The 16,613-nt window shown below is 60.3% G+C and carries 14 protein-coding genes; 2 read left to right on the forward strand and 12 right to left on the reverse strand.

Annotation, left to right across the window (positions count from 1 at the left end; genetic code table 11):
* Positions 1 to 7: 7 nt before the first annotated feature.
* From ACR0K4_RS01140 to ACR0K4_RS01160, 5 genes are read right to left on the reverse strand one after another with little or no spacing between them, the layout of a single operon-like run.
* Positions 8 to 280 carry a K+/H+ antiporter subunit F gene (locus ACR0K4_RS01140; protein ID WP_480515625.1) on the reverse strand — a complete coding sequence of 91 codons (273 nt, stop codon included), beginning with the start codon at positions 278 to 280 and terminating at the stop codon, positions 8 to 10.
* Positions 277 to 777, reverse strand: a complete 501-nt coding sequence (locus ACR0K4_RS01145) for a Na+/H+ antiporter subunit E (RefSeq protein ID WP_480515623.1) — start codon at positions 775 to 777, stop codon at positions 277 to 279. Before ACR0K4_RS01145 ends, ACR0K4_RS01140 begins: the two co-directional genes overlap by 4 nt.
* Positions 774 to 2,318, reverse strand: a complete 1,545-nt coding sequence (locus ACR0K4_RS01150; protein WP_480852501.1) for a monovalent cation/H+ antiporter subunit D — start codon at positions 2,316 to 2,318, stop codon at positions 774 to 776. The genes ACR0K4_RS01145 and ACR0K4_RS01150 overlap by 4 nt, the downstream gene beginning before the upstream one ends.
* Positions 2,315 to 2,674, reverse strand: a complete 360-nt coding sequence (locus ACR0K4_RS01155; RefSeq protein WP_480515619.1) for a Na+/H+ antiporter subunit C — start codon at positions 2,672 to 2,674, stop codon at positions 2,315 to 2,317. Before ACR0K4_RS01155 ends, ACR0K4_RS01150 begins: the two co-directional genes overlap by 4 nt.
* Positions 2,674 to 5,544, reverse strand: coding sequence for a monovalent cation/H+ antiporter subunit A (locus ACR0K4_RS01160; RefSeq protein WP_480515617.1), 2,871 nt, complete (start codon positions 5,542 to 5,544; stop codon positions 2,674 to 2,676). The genes ACR0K4_RS01155 and ACR0K4_RS01160 overlap by 1 nt, the downstream gene beginning before the upstream one ends.
* 221 nt (positions 5,545 to 5,765) lie before the next feature.
* Here ACR0K4_RS01160 and ACR0K4_RS01165 point away from each other — a divergent pair, with 221 nt between their 5' ends.
* Positions 5,766 to 6,239 carry a rhodanese-like domain-containing protein gene (locus ACR0K4_RS01165; RefSeq protein ID WP_480852502.1) on the forward strand — a complete coding sequence of 158 codons (474 nt, stop codon included), beginning with the start codon at positions 5,766 to 5,768 and terminating at the stop codon, positions 6,237 to 6,239.
* The gene (locus tag ACR0K4_RS01170) at positions 6,236 to 7,051 is read left to right on the forward strand and encodes a CE1 family esterase (RefSeq protein WP_480852503.1); all 816 of its coding nucleotides are present in this window, start codon (positions 6,236 to 6,238) and stop codon (positions 7,049 to 7,051) included. The genes ACR0K4_RS01165 and ACR0K4_RS01170 overlap by 4 nt, the downstream gene beginning before the upstream one ends.
* A gap of 1 nt (position 7,052) precedes the next feature.
* Here ACR0K4_RS01170 and mdoH read toward each other — a convergent pair whose 3' ends face one another.
* The 7 genes from mdoH to ACR0K4_RS01205 form a co-directional block, all read right to left on the reverse strand.
* Entirely contained in the window at positions 7,053 to 8,921 is a 1,869-nt protein-coding gene (gene mdoH / locus ACR0K4_RS01175; RefSeq protein ID WP_480852504.1) for a glucans biosynthesis glucosyltransferase MdoH, read from the reverse strand.
* Positions 8,918 to 10,417: an OpgD/OpgG family glucan biosynthesis protein gene (locus ACR0K4_RS01180; RefSeq protein ID WP_480852505.1), complete on the reverse strand. Its 1,500-nt coding sequence runs from the start codon at positions 10,415 to 10,417 to the stop codon at positions 8,918 to 8,920. Before ACR0K4_RS01180 ends, mdoH begins: the two co-directional genes overlap by 4 nt.
* Positions 10,414 to 11,631, reverse strand: coding sequence for an OpgC family protein (locus ACR0K4_RS01185; RefSeq protein ID WP_480515607.1), 1,218 nt, complete (start codon positions 11,629 to 11,631; stop codon positions 10,414 to 10,416). The genes ACR0K4_RS01180 and ACR0K4_RS01185 overlap by 4 nt, the downstream gene beginning before the upstream one ends.
* A 28-nt stretch (positions 11,632 to 11,659) precedes the next feature.
* Positions 11,660 to 13,030: a tetratricopeptide repeat protein gene (locus ACR0K4_RS01190; protein WP_480852506.1), complete on the reverse strand. Its 1,371-nt coding sequence runs from the start codon at positions 13,028 to 13,030 to the stop codon at positions 11,660 to 11,662.
* A gap of 181 nt (positions 13,031 to 13,211) precedes the next feature.
* Entirely contained in the window at positions 13,212 to 14,396 is a 1,185-nt protein-coding gene (locus tag ACR0K4_RS01195; RefSeq protein WP_480852507.1) for a CaiB/BaiF CoA transferase family protein, read from the reverse strand.
* The gene (locus ACR0K4_RS01200) at positions 14,383 to 16,002 is read right to left on the reverse strand and encodes a thiamine pyrophosphate-binding protein (RefSeq protein WP_480852508.1); all 1,620 of its coding nucleotides are present in this window, start codon (positions 16,000 to 16,002) and stop codon (positions 14,383 to 14,385) included. Before ACR0K4_RS01200 ends, ACR0K4_RS01195 begins: the two co-directional genes overlap by 14 nt.
* A gap of 78 nt (positions 16,003 to 16,080) precedes the next feature.
* The gene (locus ACR0K4_RS01205; protein ID WP_480852509.1) at positions 16,081 to 16,539 is read right to left on the reverse strand and encodes a DUF302 domain-containing protein; all 459 of its coding nucleotides are present in this window, start codon (positions 16,537 to 16,539) and stop codon (positions 16,081 to 16,083) included.
* Between the last annotated feature and the right edge of the window lie 74 nt (positions 16,540 to 16,613).

A 16,613-nucleotide genomic window follows, 5' to 3' on the forward strand; every position in this document is an offset into this window, starting at 1 on the left:
TCCGCCCTCACTCGATGATATTTCCGCGCAGCATGAAGCGCGCATAGGCCACGGTCGAAACGAAGCCCAGCATGGCGATGATCATTGCGGATTCGAAGAAAATCTCGGTTCCCAGGGCAAGGCCATACAGGATCATCAACGCAATCGTGTTGATCACCATCGTATCCAGCGCCAGAACGCGGGTCCCGACACCGTCGGCTGTGATGATCCGCCACAGACACATCATGATGGCGGCTCCGAAGCAGGCGAAGGTAAACCAGATCGCATAGTCCATGATCATTCGAAGATCTCCTTTAGCCTGCGTTCGTACCGGTCTTTGATCTGATCGCGAACTGCTTCGGGATCGGGCGCATCAAGGCAGTGAACCAGAAGGTTGTGCCCTTGCGCAGACAGATCGCAGCTGACCGTTCCCGGGGTCATGGTAATGGTTCCGGCCAGCACCGTGATTGCTTCGGGCGTGCGTAGCTCAAGCGGGATGCAGACCCAGTTCGGCTCTCGATCCGCGTCACGTTTCAGCAATATGATCCGCGCAACAGCGATGTTGGCGATGACGATATCCCACAGAACAACCAGCATGTATTCGACGATCATGGGCCAGTTGCGCAGCTTGGGACGGTCGGGCCAATAGGGTTGGGTGATGAAGGGAATGATGATCCCCAGGATCAGACCAAACACCAGAGAGTTCAGCGAAGGCGAATTTGCCAGCAAAATCCAGACAAAAGTCAGCAGGACTGTCAGATGCGGGTGCGGAAATATCCTGTGAAGCAATCTGATCATTCGTCCACTCCCAATACGGCTGAGATGTAGTCATCCGGCGTATACAATTGCGCGGCCGTCTTGCTGGCATATTGTAACGCGGGCCCCGCAAAGAAGGTCAACAGCACAAGTCCCGCGACGGCGCCGAACACTGCGGTAAAGGCAAGGCCGGGTTGCGGTTCAGGGGCGGGCAGGGCCACGACCTCTTCGTCGTTTTCGGGGTCGGGTTCGGTGTTGTGCTGGGCGTCGTGGCTTTTCCAGAAGATCATGGTTCCTGCGCGAGCTAGCCCGACAATTGTAATGAAGGAACCGATCAGGATCACGGCCCAGATCGCGTTGGCATCCGGCGCATCCCGGGCGGCGTCAAGCACCAGCAGCTTGCCGATGAAGCCGGACAGCGGCGGCATTCCGGCCAGAGCGATGGCTCCGACGAAGAACAGGGCTGAGATCAGGCCGCTCTGAGGCATGGGTTTGGAGGGCGAAATCGCGCCGCCCCTGCGCTGCATCACCAGATCAGCCACAAGGAACATCAGCGCCGTCGCCAGCGTCGAGTGGAAGATGTAGTACAGTGCCGCTGCCGCTGCGGTCTCGCTGAACAGCGAAATGGCAATCAGCAGAGTGCCCATCGAGGCGATGGCGCAGAACGCCACCATTCGGGCGATGTGCTTTGATCCCAGAATGCCAATCGCTCCGACAGCCAGGGTCACCAACGCCGCAGGTTGCAGCCATGATCCGACAAGACCCTGGGTCACCTCAACCTCGGGACCAAAGGCCAGCGTATACATCCGCAGGATCGAATAAGCCCCGACCTTGGTCATGATCGCAAACAGCGCTGCGACCGGCAGCGGGGCGTTGGCGTAGCTGGCGGGCAGCCAGAAATGCAACGGCAAGACGGCCGCTTTGATGCAGAACACCAGTAGCAGCAAAACAGCACCTACGCGCAACAGGGCGGTATCCTCGACCGGGATTTCCGCCACGCGCACCGCCATATCCGCCATGTTCAATGTCCCGGTCACCGCATAGAGCGTGCCGAGGGCAAACAGGAACAGAGTCGAGCCCAGCAGGTTATAGGCCACGTATTGTACACCGGCCTTGAGCCGTACCGCACCGCCACCATGGGTCATCAGACCATAAGATGCGATCAGCAGAACCTCGAAGAACACGAACAGGTTAAATGCGTCACCGGTCAGGAACGCGCCGCACACACCCATAAGCTGGAAGTGGAACAGGGCGTGAAAGTGTTTGCCGCGTTCATCCCAGCCCGAGGCAATGGCATACAGCACAATCGGCAGAGCCAACAGCGCCGTCAGCAGAACCATCATGGCCGAGAGCCGGTCCAGAACCATGACAATCCCGAACGGGGCGGGCCAGTCTCCTAGTTCGTAAACCTGAATATCCCCGCCGGTGGCCTGTGCGGTGATGGTCAGGGCGACGCCCAGCAGGGCGACAACACCCGCGACCGAAAAGATGCGCTGCAGGTCCAGATGGTAACGCAGCACCATGATGATGAACGGGGCCAGGATCGCGGGCAGGACGATCGGCGCAACGATCCAGTGATTCATGCGTCTTCTCCCGAAGCGTCCGTGCTGTCGTGGGCGGCCATGTCGATATGGTCATCCTTGGCCGACAGATATGCGCTGAGCGCGATCATCACGATCACCGCCGTCATGCCGAACGAGATCACGATGGCAGTCAGCACCAGCGCCTGCGGCAGCGGATCGGTATATGGCACGTCCTTGTACTTGTTCAGAACGGCGGGCGCGTCCAGGGCGAGCCGCCCGGTGGCGAACAGGAAAACGTTCACCGCATAGGTGATCAGAGACAGGCCCAGAATGACGGGGAACGTACGGCGGCGCAGGATCAGGAAAATCCCGGCGGCGGTCATCACGCCCACGGCAGAGGCTACAAGCGCTTCCATCAGGCCGGCTCCTTCTCGTTGTCTTCTTCTGGCGGATCATCCCGCAGCGGATTGATGTCCATCGGGAATTCCTGTGCCATGCCCGGTTGCCATGCAAAGCGCGACAGGCTGTCCAGCGCAAGCATCACCGCACCCAGAACAGCAAGGAATACGCCGGTATCGAACAGGATTGCGGTGGCCCATTCAAACTCTTCTAGCGGCGGCCAGTGAATATAGCCGAAATCGCTGGTCAGGAACGGGCGGTCATTGAACCACGCGCCAATCCCGGTGGCTGCCGCAATCAGGACACCCCAGCCGATTGTGCCGTGGTAATAGAACCGCTGCCGCTCAATCGCCCAGGTGTAGCCACTGGCCATGTACTGCATCAGGAAGGCAATCGCCACGATCAGACCCGCGATGAACCCGCCGCCCGGCTGGTTGTGGCCCCGGAAGAAGATATAAGCACCGACCATCAGCGCGATGGGCATCATCACGCGGGTCGCAACCACCATCATCAGCGGGTGTGAATCCCCCGACTGGGGCCAATGCGGTTTGCGGTTCAGAAGATACGCGCGCACGTTGCTGCCCAGCACGGATTCAGTCAGGGCAAAGATGATCAGCGCGGCGATGCCCAGAACGATGATCTCGCCAAACGTATCAAAGCCACGGAAATCCACGAGGATCACGTTCACGACGTTGGTGCCGCCGCCGCCTTTGTAAGAGTTGGCCAGATGGAATTCCGAGATTGTCGGGAAGGCGAAATCGCGCAACATCAGGGCATAGATCAGCGCACCCGTCCCGATCCCCGCGACCACCGAGATGGCTGCGTCGCGCCACCGCCGGGCGGCGCTGCTGTCCCAGGGTGTATCGGTAGGCAGGAAGTTCAGCGACAGCAGAAGCAGGATCATCGTCACCACCTCGACCGAGATCTGCGTCAGGGCCAGATCTGGCGCCGAGAGATAGTTGAAGGCCATCGAGACGATCAGGCCGACCACACCGATCAATACCAGCGACAGCAAACGGTTGCGGTGGAACCACATGATTGCGATCGTCGCGCCCACAAGACAGATCCAGCCAATGATCGGGATGATCGGGGCGGGCAGTGGAACACGCGTTTCGATCCCGATTGTACCGGTGTAATAGCCGTAATACCCAAGCCCGACCGTGAACACGATCATGATGGCCGCATAGCGGCTGAGAACGCCGTTATGCAGCCCGTCGGTGATCCAGCGGCTGAGTTGGGTCAGGGCGTGAATCACCGCCTCGAAGATCACCTTGGCCTCGGGGCGGGGCAGGGTGTTCCAGATCTGCTCGCCGCGTCTGTGCAGGGAAAGCAGGAACAGGCCGCCCAGCGTCGCAACCACTGACATATAAAGCGCCGGTGTGAAGCCGTGCCACAGTTTCAGCGAATAATAAGGCAGCTTTTCCCCACCAATGACCGCGCCTGCCACCACCGCGACCAGAGGGCCGACGATGGCTTTGGAATACAGCCCAATCAGGACGACCAGCACCACCAGGAACGCCGGAGCCAGCCACAGTCCGACAGGCGGGTCGTGCGGATGCGCGGGATACTCGGCACGTTTGGGGCCCAGGAAGACATGGCTGACAAAGCGGAAGGAATAGGCCGCTGAAAATAGTGCAGCCAAAACGGCAAGACCGGGAACCAGATAATGCGAATGCAGCCATGTGGTGTGGGTGGTTTCCTCAAGCATCATTTCCTTTGACAGGAACCCGTTCAGTGGCGGCAGACCTGCCATGGACAGCGCCGCGATAGTTCCGATGGTGAATGTGATCGGCATCAGATGCCGCAACCCGCCCAGTCGCTTGATGTCGCGGGTACCGGTTTCGTGGTCTACGATCCCGGCGGTCATAAACAGGGCGGCTTTGAACGTCGCGTGGTTGATGATGTGGAACACGGCCGCGACGGCGGCGAATTTGGTGCCAAAGCCCAGCAGCATGGTGACCAGTCCCAGATGCGACACGGTGGAAAAGGCCAGCAGCGCCTTGAGGTCGTCCTTGAACAGCGCGATCACTGCGCCAATCAGCATGGTGATCAGCCCCGTGGTGGCCACGATGTAGAACCACGCCTCGGTCCCCGCCAGCACCGGCCACATCCGCGCCATCAGGAACAGGCCCGCTTTCACCATGGTGGCCGAGTGCAGATAGGCCGATACCGGAGTAGGCGCGGCCATGGCGTGCGGCAACCAGAAATGGAATGGGAATTGCGCCGATTTGGTGAAACAGCCCAGCAGGATCAGGATCAGCGCTGGCAGGTAATAGGGCGAAGCCTGGATCAGCTCTTTGTTCTGCAGAATAACGCTCAGATCATAAGAGCCCACGATATTGCCCAGGATCAGCATGCCCGCGATCATCGCCAACCCGCCCGATCCGGTAACGGCCAACGCCATGCGCGCGCCTTGCCGTCCCTCGGGCAGGTGTTTCCAATAGCCGATCAGCAAGAATGAGCTGAGCGACGTAAGCTCCCAGAAAATAAGTAGAAGCAGGATGTTGTCCGACAAAACAATACCCACCATCGCGCCCTGAAACAGCAGCAGATAGGTATAGAACTGCCCCATCGGATCTTCGCGCGACAGGTAGAAGCGTGCGTACAGGATAATCAGCAAACCGATCCCGAGGATAAGCAGCGCAAACAGGAACCCAAGCCCGTCCAGCATGAAATTGGCGTTCAGGCCAAGGCCCGGTATCCAGTCGAACCGTGCGGTCACCACATCTCCGCGCATGACCGAGGGGATGTGGATGAACAAACCGGCCAGCGCCATAAATGTTGTCAGACCTGCTGCCGAGGCAGCTGCGTTTCGTCCTGCCCTGATCAGAAGGGCTGGAAAGACAGCGCCAAGAAAGGGAAGGGCCGCGATGAGGAATAGGGACAAGTGCGATACTCCGGTCTGGGCGGTCGATGTGATCCTGATTTTGTAAAGATAATTTTCTAACTGTCCAGATGTTGTAAGTGATCGCGCAAGCTCTAGAGCCCGGCGCCTGCAACATTTTCTTGCTGAAACCTGACATGATCTTGATCGATCTCTCCGTTTTTGAGGCACAAACCATCGCTTGGCTGTGCTAGAAATGCGGCGAGACGACAGGAGGACGCGGTTTGCCAAACAGGATTAATCGAACACGCCGGTGGATCGTGCTGGGCGGGGCCGCAGCCGTCGCCGGCGGCTTTGCAATCCGCGAATACCGTTTGATTCCGCCAGCCTATGCCGGTGGTCAGCTCAGAGTGCAGGATGCCCATGATGCAGCGGCCTCGGGTGACATCCTGCTGATCGACATCCGTACCCCGCGCGAGTGGCGCGCGTCCGGAGTGGGGGAAGGGGCCTATCCGCTGGACATGCGGCGCGATGACTTCGAAGAGGTTCTGTCTGATCTTGTCGACGGCAATCACGGCGCACCGGTTGCGCTGATCTGCGCACGCGGCGTGCGGTCGGCCCGGATGAGCAATCGTCTGACGCAGGCCGGGTTCACCAATATCATCGACGTGCCCGAAGGGATGTTGGGATCGGCGGCGGGGCCGGGCTGGGTTCGTTCCGGTTTGCCGGTGCGCGATTATGATGAGGCCTCGCAATGATCCGGGCTGTGTCTCTGGCAGCGGCCTTCGCCGTGACCGGTCAAGTGGGTCTGGCTGCCTGCGCCGACCAGGAGGGGATGTGCGAAACCGCGTCGGGGGGCTACCACATTGAATTGCCCGACGCCGACAATCCGCCTCTGGTCGTGTTTCTGCACGGGTATGGCGGTACTGCGACCGGAACTTTGAAGAATCGTCGCATGGTCGCACCGTTGCTGGCGCGTGGCTATGCGGTGATGGCCCCCGAAGGGTCCGAGCGCAATGGCCGTCAAAGCTGGAACTTCTTTCCGGGCTGGGAAGGGCGGGATGAGACCGCCTTTTTGACCGAAGCTGTGCAGGATGCGTCGGACCGGTTTGGCATCGATCCTGACCGGGTTGTGCTGGGCGGGTTTTCGGCAGGCGCGTTCATGGTTTATTACCTCGCCTGTGCGGCCCCTGAAACCTTTTCGGCCTATGTGCCTGTATCAGGCGGGTTCTGGCGTCCGGACCCGCAAAGCTGCGAAGGGCCGGTGCGGATGTTCCACACGCATGGCTGGACGGATAACGTCGTTCCGCTGGAAGGACGTATCCTTGGTGGCGGACGTTTCCATCAGGGTGATATCTTTGCAGGGCTGGAAATCTGGCGCGTCGCCAATGAATGCGCCGACACCAAACCCAGTGGCTTTTCCACCACCGGCCAGTTCATGCGCCGGCACTGGGCCGGATGTGCAGAGGGCGGCGCGCTGGAATTTGCGCTGTTCCCGGGCGGTCACACGGTCCCCAAAGGCTGGTCGGACATGATGGTGGATTGGTATGAGGGCCTACCGGGCGGTTAGGTCACTCGGCCGGGGTCATCACGCCTTTGCCCTCGATCAGGCGTTTCAATTCATCCCGATGACGACGGGCGGACCGGGTGATGGCGGGTTCACGCACGTCCTCTTTCATGCCCACCATACGCCGCGCAGGCCCGGAGGAGACACCGCTGAGCGCCGAAAGCGGGATCGCCAGCGCCAGGCTGACGGCAATGGGCGCCAACCAGATTGATACCAGCCCCGACAGAATACCAACGCTCAGCGCAATGCCACTGACGGTTTCCAGAATGTGACACAGAACCAACGTGCGCAGACTATAGCTGCCGCCATCGCGTGCCTGCGGAGACCAGCCGTTTTGCACGCCAAACGCGGTGCGGAACACGGCGATCATCTGCTGGACCATCAGGATCGGGGCATAAAGGATCGACAGCAGGACCTCGGCCAGGAATGAGGTCAGGAACTTGCCACCGCCGCCAAACTCGGCATAACGCACCCCGCTCAGCGGCAGGGCCAGAACACCCAGCACCTTGGGGGCCAGCAGCATCGCATACATTACAAGAATGATCAGAACGTGCCGGGTCTCTGACATCTCGGGCCATTGTGGGAACAACGGGTTATCGGGGCTGAAATAATACAGGACCGAGGCGTCCTCACCCTGACCGATCAGCGCCCACATCACCAGCAATGCAAACCACAGTGGGGACATCAGATAGCCGACCGCACCGTGGAACATGTGAAAACGCGACACGGCCCGGAACCCGGTCGAGCCCAGCAGCTTGAGATGTTGCAGGTTGCCCTGACACCAGCGCCGGTCCCGCAGGGCGTGGTCGATCAGCGTGGGCGGTGTTTCCTCGTAAGACCCGCGGATGCGCGGCAGAAAGCGCACGCCCCAACCGGCGCGGCGCAGCAGGCCGGCCTCGACGAAATCATGGCTCATGATCAGCTTTTCCTGACCGCTGAACGAACGCAGCTTGGGAAGCCCGGCGCTTGAGGCAAAAGCCTGGGTGCGAATGATGGCGTTATGACCCCAATAGTTGCCCTCTTGCCCGCACCAGCGGGCCAGACCTTCGGCGAAGGCGATGCCATAGACACCATTGGCGAATTGCTGCATTCGGGCAAAGACCGATTGCGCGCCGATCAGTTGCGGGTAGCTTTGGATCAGCCCGGCACCGGGATCACGTGCCAGGGCGTCGGTCAGGCGGGTGATGGCACGACCCGTCATCAAGCTGTCGGCATCCAGCACCAGCATCGCGTCCCAATCGGCCCCCCACCGGCTGACCCAATCGGCGATATTGCCAACCTTGCGGTCGGTGTTTTCTTCGCGCCTGCGGTAGTACAGCTCCAGCCCCGGCGCGAGTGTGGTGCGCAAAGCCTCGATACTGGCCTGTTCCTGCGCGGCGATCTCAGGATCGCGCGTATCGGACAGGATGAACATGGCATAGTGATGCTGACCGCCGCGCCTTTGCAGGTCCTCCAGCATGGTGCGCGCATTGCCCAGAACGTTCCATGGCACCTCGTTGTAGACCGGCATCAGCAGGGCAACCCGCAGAGGCTGCGCGCGGCCCTGACGTTTGGGCGGTTCCTGACGGGACAGGGACGCCATGCCCAGCAACACGGTGCAGACCGTGAAGGATATCCAGAAGAAGTTGAACGAGATCAGCGCCAGCAGGATGCCTTCGACAAGATTGATCCCTTCGGCCCCGAACCAATCTGACATAACCCAAAGCAACCCCAGCGTGGCCACCATCGCGGGCGAAAACGCCAGCGTGCGCCAGAATCCGGCTGAGGCGCGCTTGCCCTGCGGGACCTGTGCATCGCGAAAACCGGCACTGAAGTTTTGCGCGGGCATGGCCAGAGGGGCCTCGGGCGGCATGATATGCAAATCGCGGCTCATGTGGTCCAACGGTAAAGCCAGACTTCGGATGCAGGCTGTCTGTCCTTCAGCAACTGCGCGCGCAGTTCGACATGGTTGCGGTCGCCGGGTTGGAAGGAAAAAGCCAGACGCATACCGCCGGTATCGGGGTTGCGTTGCAGCACACCATCCGAGGTTTCGGCATGGGGCGAGTCGACAAAGATGGTCAGCGCTTCGAGGTCGTCGAACAGGTCGCTGTCTTCAAAGTCGATGACGGCCAGTCGGCCCTCACCAAAGGTGTTTTCGCCCATCGCGGTGTTTATCACGCGCGGCATCGGCGTGCGTTGCGGTTCTTCGCCCCAGATCAGACGGTAAGACAGATCGACCTGACTGCCCGCCGCATAGGGGTCCGCGGGGCGCCAATACGCGACGATATTGTCATAGATTTCCTGATCTGCCGGAATTTCCACCAGCGTGACGGTGCCTTTGCCCCAATCGCCATTGGGTTCGACCCACAGGCCGGGGCGCTTGTGATAGTTCGCCTCAAGATCGGCATAGTCCGAAAATTCCCGTTTCCGCTGCATCAGGCCGAACCCGCGCGGGTTCAGATCGACAAACGAGGAAATCTGCAGCCGGGTCGGGTTGGCCAGTGGACGCCAAAGCACTTCTCCGGCCCCGTTGCGGATGAGAAGCCCGTCGCTGTCATGCACGGCGGGGCGGAAATCGTCGAACCGGCTGTGGTTGGTCTGGTCGAACAGGAACATCGAGGTGCCGGGCGCGATGCCCACATGAGGCAATTCTTCGCGGGGGAACAACGTGGCCTCGACATCCATGATGCAATCCGCACCCGCTGTGACATTGAACCGATACGCTCCGGTCACGCTGGGGCTGTCCATCAGGGCGTGGACGACCATGTCGCGCTGACCCGGTTTGGGGCGTTCCAGCCAGAAGCGGATGAATTCGGGGAATTCCTCACCATCCGGGTCGCCGGTTTTCAGCGCCAGACCGCGCGCGGACAGCCCGTAAACCTCGTGTAGTCCAATGGCGCGGAAATAGCTGGCCCCCTGCCAGACGCAGAATTCATCGGTCTTGCCGGGACGGTGCATTTCAGTGCGCAGGCGCAGGCCGGAAAAGCCCAGCGTATCGTCGATGGGCAGTTGAGGCACGTCCTCGGACTTGTCGAACATGGACAAGTCAAAACTGACGGGCGTGGTCATCCCGTCCTCGACCGTCGAGACTTTGACTGTGCGCGGGAAATACAGGCCGGGAGTGAAGAAATCGACGTTGAAGGGTGTCTCGGTCTCGTACCACAGCGCGCGATCAAGCCGGAACCGGATCGAGCGGTACTGCTGATACGTCAGGTCCTGCCATTCCTGCGGCACCATCTCGCGTTCGGCATAGGGTCGGCTGGCCATGTCGCGGGCCAGCGCAATCACATCGTTGCGGTCAAAGGGGACCTCGCCGCCGACGGCGAACGTGGCCGGAGCAAAGGCAAGGGCCGAGGTGGATGCCAGAAATGCGCGTCGTGTAAAATTCATTTCTTCGATTTCCAGGGATGAGACTTGAACCACGCGGCCAGATAGGCCACGCCGATGATCATGGCAAAGCCAATCATGTTGGCGATGAAAACACTGGCAACATCCCGCCCACTCAGATCCAGTCCAACACCGATAAGCCGTGCTGCTGCCATGGAAAATACGAACACCGCCAGTGATTGCTGACCCACTTTGGTGATCACTGTCAGCAGGAACTGCCAGACCCGCGCTGCCGCGCCATGGCCGGTGGCGATCAGGCGGTGGCCATGTTCGCCTGCCACAACCCAGCCCAGATAAGCCAGCGACAGGAAGTGAATATAGCGGAACAGGCCAAAGTCGGATTTGTTGCGGAACTCCTTGGTGACGGGCCAGACCTTGCGGATTTCATCGGCGAGATCCGGAAATCCCGCGTTGATCCAGGTGAACACTTTCCAGGACCCGAAGGGCATCGACAGGATTAGAAACAGCGCTGCGGCCCAAATCAGGGTTTTCGACACTGGCGGTGCCGGAATCCAGCCCCGCATGAAGGCGAAGCCCGTGAAGAACAATAACTGCCAGCCAAAGGGGTTGAAGAACCATTGCCGTTCCGACCAGGGCTCGGCCGGAAGATCAAGGTAGTCGAACTGCGCGATCAGCCAGATTGTGACCGACGCCGCAGCCACCGCCCAGAAGCCTATGCGATGCAAGCCCATGAAAAGGGGCATCATCGCCAGAACCACCAGATACATCGGCAGGATGTCAAAATAGTTCGGCACATAGGTCAGGGTGAACAGGCCAACGATCTGCGGGGCAGGGTCATTGAAAAAGTGCTGCAGGTTCAGGGACGAGATATAGGTTTTCTCAAACAATCCCGTCTGGTCCAGCGCGGCCATCGACATGGCCACAAAGAAGAACAAGCAGATATGCGCCCAATAGACCTGCCAGATGCGGAAGGCCACACGCGCAGTTCCCAGCAACCACCCCCTGCGGGCAAACGCGCCGCCAAACGCAATGGCCGAGGCCATGCCCGAGCAGAACACAAAAATCTCGGTCGCGTCCGAGAAACCGAACCGTGCCGGTATCCACTTGGCCCATGGGTCGTTCGGAATGTGGGCAATCAGGATGATGAACATCGCGATGCCTCGATAAAAATCCAGACGAGGGTCGCGCGTGCGGGCAGGGGTGGCCGCCGAGGCCGCCACCGGTGCAAAATCAGAAGCGGGCGATGCAGTCGCCATACGAGTTCTGTCCTTCTTAGTCTTTTTGTTATTCGGCGGGGACGCTTTGCGCGCCTCCGCTGTCGCGGGCCGCGGCTATCAGTTCGCGGCGCGCCAGGGCATAGTTGTCCTCACCACCCGCGCGCTTGGCACGGCGGTCGTCCAGGATGCGTTCGACATCATGCAGACGCCCTGCACGCAGACCGGAATCGATGGTGATGCGCTCAAAAACATCGCGCTGGGCGTGGCTGCCACCGGCCAGTTGCATCGATCCGCGAGCAGCGGACAGGTGGGTGAAGGCAGTGTCATACTGGCCGTCGCCGAAGGCCTCAAGCCCCCGGGCCGCAGCCAGACCCGGATCGGCCATGCGGCGGGCAGTGTCGTCCTTGGACTGTTGCGCATCCTTGTGGATACGACCCAGCATTCGGGCGGTGGCATCGGGGCGGTTATCGCCGGTCAGGGCCAGCAGATAGTGCAGGTCGGCAAAGATCAGGCATCCATCCTCGGTCCGGGCGGCACTGAGGTCCGCCAGCTCTTCCCAGCGGTCACCCACATTCACGCCTTCCAGTTCAAGCCGTGACAACAACGAGGTCGCGTTCGAGATGTCGCGGTAATCGTCGGTCTTGTCCTGCCGTATCTGGTGATCATACAGCTCCATCACCTGATCGACCTGACCCAGATCCAGATGCATCAGGGCCTTGTGCCACCAGACATGATAGCGGAAGTTGTTGCAATGCGCCCAGGCCTGTTCCCGGCCCGACAGCCAGTCCAGACCCTGCGCGGCGTTGCCGGTCATGTCATGCACATGCGCTACGGCGTGAAGACCCCAGGCATCGTCCGAAGCCATCCACAGCGCCTGACGGCCTGCAATTTCGGCCTTCTCGTAAGCGCCGGTTTCCTCAAGCGCAAACGCGTGGCATCCCAGCAAATACCCGCGCCCGGCATGATCGGGCGCATAGGCGGGCATCACGCGCTCGATCGAGCGGCGCATGCCTTGCGCGTCCCCCAGTACGAACCGGGTGGCATGGCTAAGCTTCATCGCAAGCGAATCCTGAGGATGATCGCGCAGGATTGCTTCGAATTTCTGAACCGCCTGGCTCTGTTGACCGGCCAGCCACAAAGACAGCGCATCGACATACAGCCGCTCGCGCGCCGAAATCGGCTGACGCTCCATCGCAGCGTTGGCAGCGGCGAGGGAGTCGACGGCCACATAGATCATCTCGCGACGGCCCAGAAGTACCATGAACAGGCCTTTGACCGCATGACCCAACGCAAAGTCGGGCTCAAGCTCCAGCACCTTTCCCAGATGTTGAGGCGTGACCGCTGCATGCGCCATGAACCCGAGCAGAACACCGTTCCACGCCTCGACACTCGTCGTTTGGCTGATGGTGTTCATCTGTCCAAAAACGTCTTGTTTCATGCTCGAGGTCCATTCCACTTGCGGTTTTTTACAATATTCGACTTATCAGAGACTCTAGCGGGGTCGTATCAGTATCGACCTTGCTCTCGAATTGGTGAAAGCATGTGTGTGCAAAACGTGAAAAAAACCGCCGATTCAACGGCATGTTTCAGCAACATGCCGCCGAATTAGGCAGAGTGTTTCAATCTTCAAACGGGTTTTCGGCGCTTAGAACGGCCTTGGTGTCGGCCCCAAAGACGGGTGGTGCGGTGCGATATGTTACCGGTGTGCGCGACAGTTTGAGAGGATTCCCGATCAGCTGAACTTCGGCCGGTGCGGCCTGCATTGCGATCTGCATCTGGCGCGCGGCAACCTGATCGGTCGCAAAGACCTGATCAACGGTTTGAACCGGACCTACTGGGACTTTGCGGGATTCCAGTTCGGAAATGACGCTGGACGTATCGTAAGCCTTTACCGCCGGACGCAAAACTGCATTCAGAGCGTCGCGGTTTTCCAGCCGAGCCGGGTTGGTTGCAAACCGGGCGTCTTCGGCCAGGTCCGGACGCCCGATAAAGTCGCAAAAACGGGAGAACTGGCTGTCGTTGCCGACCGCAAGGATCACGTGACCGTCCGCTGTTTCATAGACATCATATGGGACAATGTTGGGATGGCCATTGCCCCGGCGCTGCGGGACATGGCCCGAGGTCAGGTAATTCACGCCCTCATTTATCAGCCACGCAACCTGCGCATCAACCAGCGCCAGATCGATCTGCTGGCCTTCTCCGGTCTGGTCCCGGTGACGCAGCGCGGCCAGAATGCCGACGCTTGCATACATGCCGCACATGACATCCGCGATGCCCACGCCCACTTTCATCGGTGCACCGTCAGGGTCGCCGGTCAGGGACATGATGCCGCCATAGCCCTGCGCCATAAGGTCATAACCCGGTTTTGACGCGTTTGGCCCGTCTTGCCCGTAGCCCGAGATCGAACAATAGACGAGGCCGGGATACGCTTGCGACAGGGATTCGTAATCCAACCCGTATTTGGCCAGGCCACCGGGTTTGAAATTCTCGATCAGAATATCGGCGTGCCCGGCCAGCCGCCGGATTTCGGCCTGACCTTCGGCCGTGGTGATATCGATGGCCACCGATTTCTTGTTACGGTTGGCCGACATGAAATAAGCACTGAGGTCCGACGGGTTCCCATCAGCATCCGTCACGTAGGGCGGTCCCCATTGCCGGGTATCGTCGCCGCCCGTCGCCGGGTTTTCGATCTTGATGACGCTGGCGCCCAGATCCCCCAGCAACTGCGTGCAGGTCGGCCCGGCAAGAATCCGCGACAGGTCGAGTACCTTGACGCCCTTCAGCGGCCCCTCAGATCCGGCCATCATAACCTCCACGGTCGATTTCAGCGGCAATGACGGTGAAATTATCTGCAGATACAGCAGCTTTCAACGCGGCACGCAACTCGTCACGGTTGCGCACGGTGTGGCCGTTCCCACCAAAGGCGCGGCCCATCGCGGCAAAGTCGTGGCGGTCGAAATCCACACCTGTGTTGCCCATCTGGCGCTGGCGCTGTTTCAGCTCGATCAGGGCAAGGCTGGCATCGACAAAGACCAGAAAGATCGGGTTGCCGCCCATCTCGGCGGCGGTCGAAAGCTCGCCCGCGACCATCAGGAAACCGGCATCGCCTGAAAAGCTGATCACCGGGCGGTTCGGCTCGGCCAGTTTCAAACCGATGGCCATTGGCACGGCGCAACCCATGGTACACAGCGCCGAGGACTGGATCAGCCCGCGTTCTTCTGTACACGCCCACATCTGGCTCAGCAAAATGCGGTGCGCGCCGCTGTCGGCTGTGGCCAGCGTGTCGGATGGCAGCACGGCGCGGGTTTCTGCGATCACGGCGGCGGGGCCCCAGCCCTCATCGGTCGGGAACGCCCGGGCGAGTGCGGCTTTGACCCGTGCAGGTTCACCACCGGGCCATGTTGTGCGGGCAGGGTTGCCTTTGGCGATGGCCTCAAGCGTGGCCCCGGTATGCGCCACCAGATTCAAGCCCGCCTGATGCATATAGTGGTCATTGGGCACAGCCGAGATATCGATGACCCGCTTTTCGTCGGGGTCCCAGATTTCGCGCCAGCCGGGGCGCATCTCGATCGGGTCATATCCCAGACACAAAACCAGATCAGATTGCTCGACCAGTGGCACCAGATGTTTGTCAGCCAGCGGAGAAAGCCCGGCGCCGCCAAGACATAGCGGATGATCCTCAGATACAACGCCTTTGGCTTTGTAGGTGGTCACAAAGGGAATATTGAAATGTTCCAGAAACGCCTGCACCACGTTTCGCGACTCGTCATACAAGACATCCAAACCGACAATCGCGATGGGACGTTCTGCTTCGGAGACCCAGCGGCGGGCCTTTTCGACACAGTTTCCTTCGGGTGCGACGGCGGCAATCTTGGCGCGGCGGCGTGGTTTCACACCGGACACACGCGTGTCGGCAACCGAGATCGGCACGTCGATATGCACCGGGCCGGGGCGCGGCTGATTGGCCAGTGTAACCGCCTTATCCGCCACGATATCCGCACCCTTGGCGGTCAGCGTAAACGTCCCCTTGGTGATCGAACGAAAGACCTGTGCATGATCCATGACCTGATGCGTATAGGTCAGTGCCTCATCCGCATCCACGCAGCCGGTCAGCACGATCATCGGCACCCGGTCCTGCAACGCGTTGGCCACCACGTTGATCCCGTTCATCGCACCGGGGCCAAGCGTGGCCACCAGTATCGCGGGCGCGCCATCGCGGTGATGCACAGCCTCGGCCATGAAACCGGCAGCGTTTTCATGTTTGGTCAGGTGAAAGGTGATCCCGGCCTGCTCCAGCGCGTCGACCAATGTCAGGACCTCGCCCCCGGGCATACCAAAGGCGTGGCGACACCCGGCCTCGTACAGGCGTTGGGCCAGAAGATCCGCAGCGCGCGGCGAGAGGTCCTGCATCAGTTATGCTCCGAGAAAGTGTTTCACAGCAGATTGCGGAGGACCGTCCCGGACGCAAGGCGGATCACGCCAGTGTGACTATTTGACTGCCGTTTCAGCGATGGATTGAAATTTGCCGTCCAGTTCTTCCGCTATATCCCGCAGGGGTTCCCCGCCTTCATGGACATAGGGCGCAAAGACGAAGCTTGGAGTCTTGTAGGACAAAGTGGCCGTGCCATCGTCATTTTCGGTCACGTAAAAGCGGATTGGAGCCTCGATCATCGCGTTCACCGAGGTTTCCAGCACCCGAACTGCGTAATCGTTATTGAAAGCGCCGATCACCCGGTTGCCAGGAATGGTGATGCCACGCGACGCGGCGGCTTTGGTCGGGCCGGCCTGCGTGACCACGATCAGGCCGTTCGCCTTGACTGCAGCCCGCGTGTCCGCGACCAGTTGGTCATAAGACTTGTCGGTCGGATAGGAGGCCCAGCCTGACAGTGGCTGTTGTGCCGAGGCGGGCAGGGCCAGCAAGGCAAGTGCGATCGAAAGTGCTTTCATCTGTTGGCCCTCCTGTGACGGTCAGCTGAGTGATGACAGAAAAGCGATGAAACCGGGCTCACAATCTCGTGGGA

Source organism: Ruegeria sp. K11 (assembly GCF_056531905.1).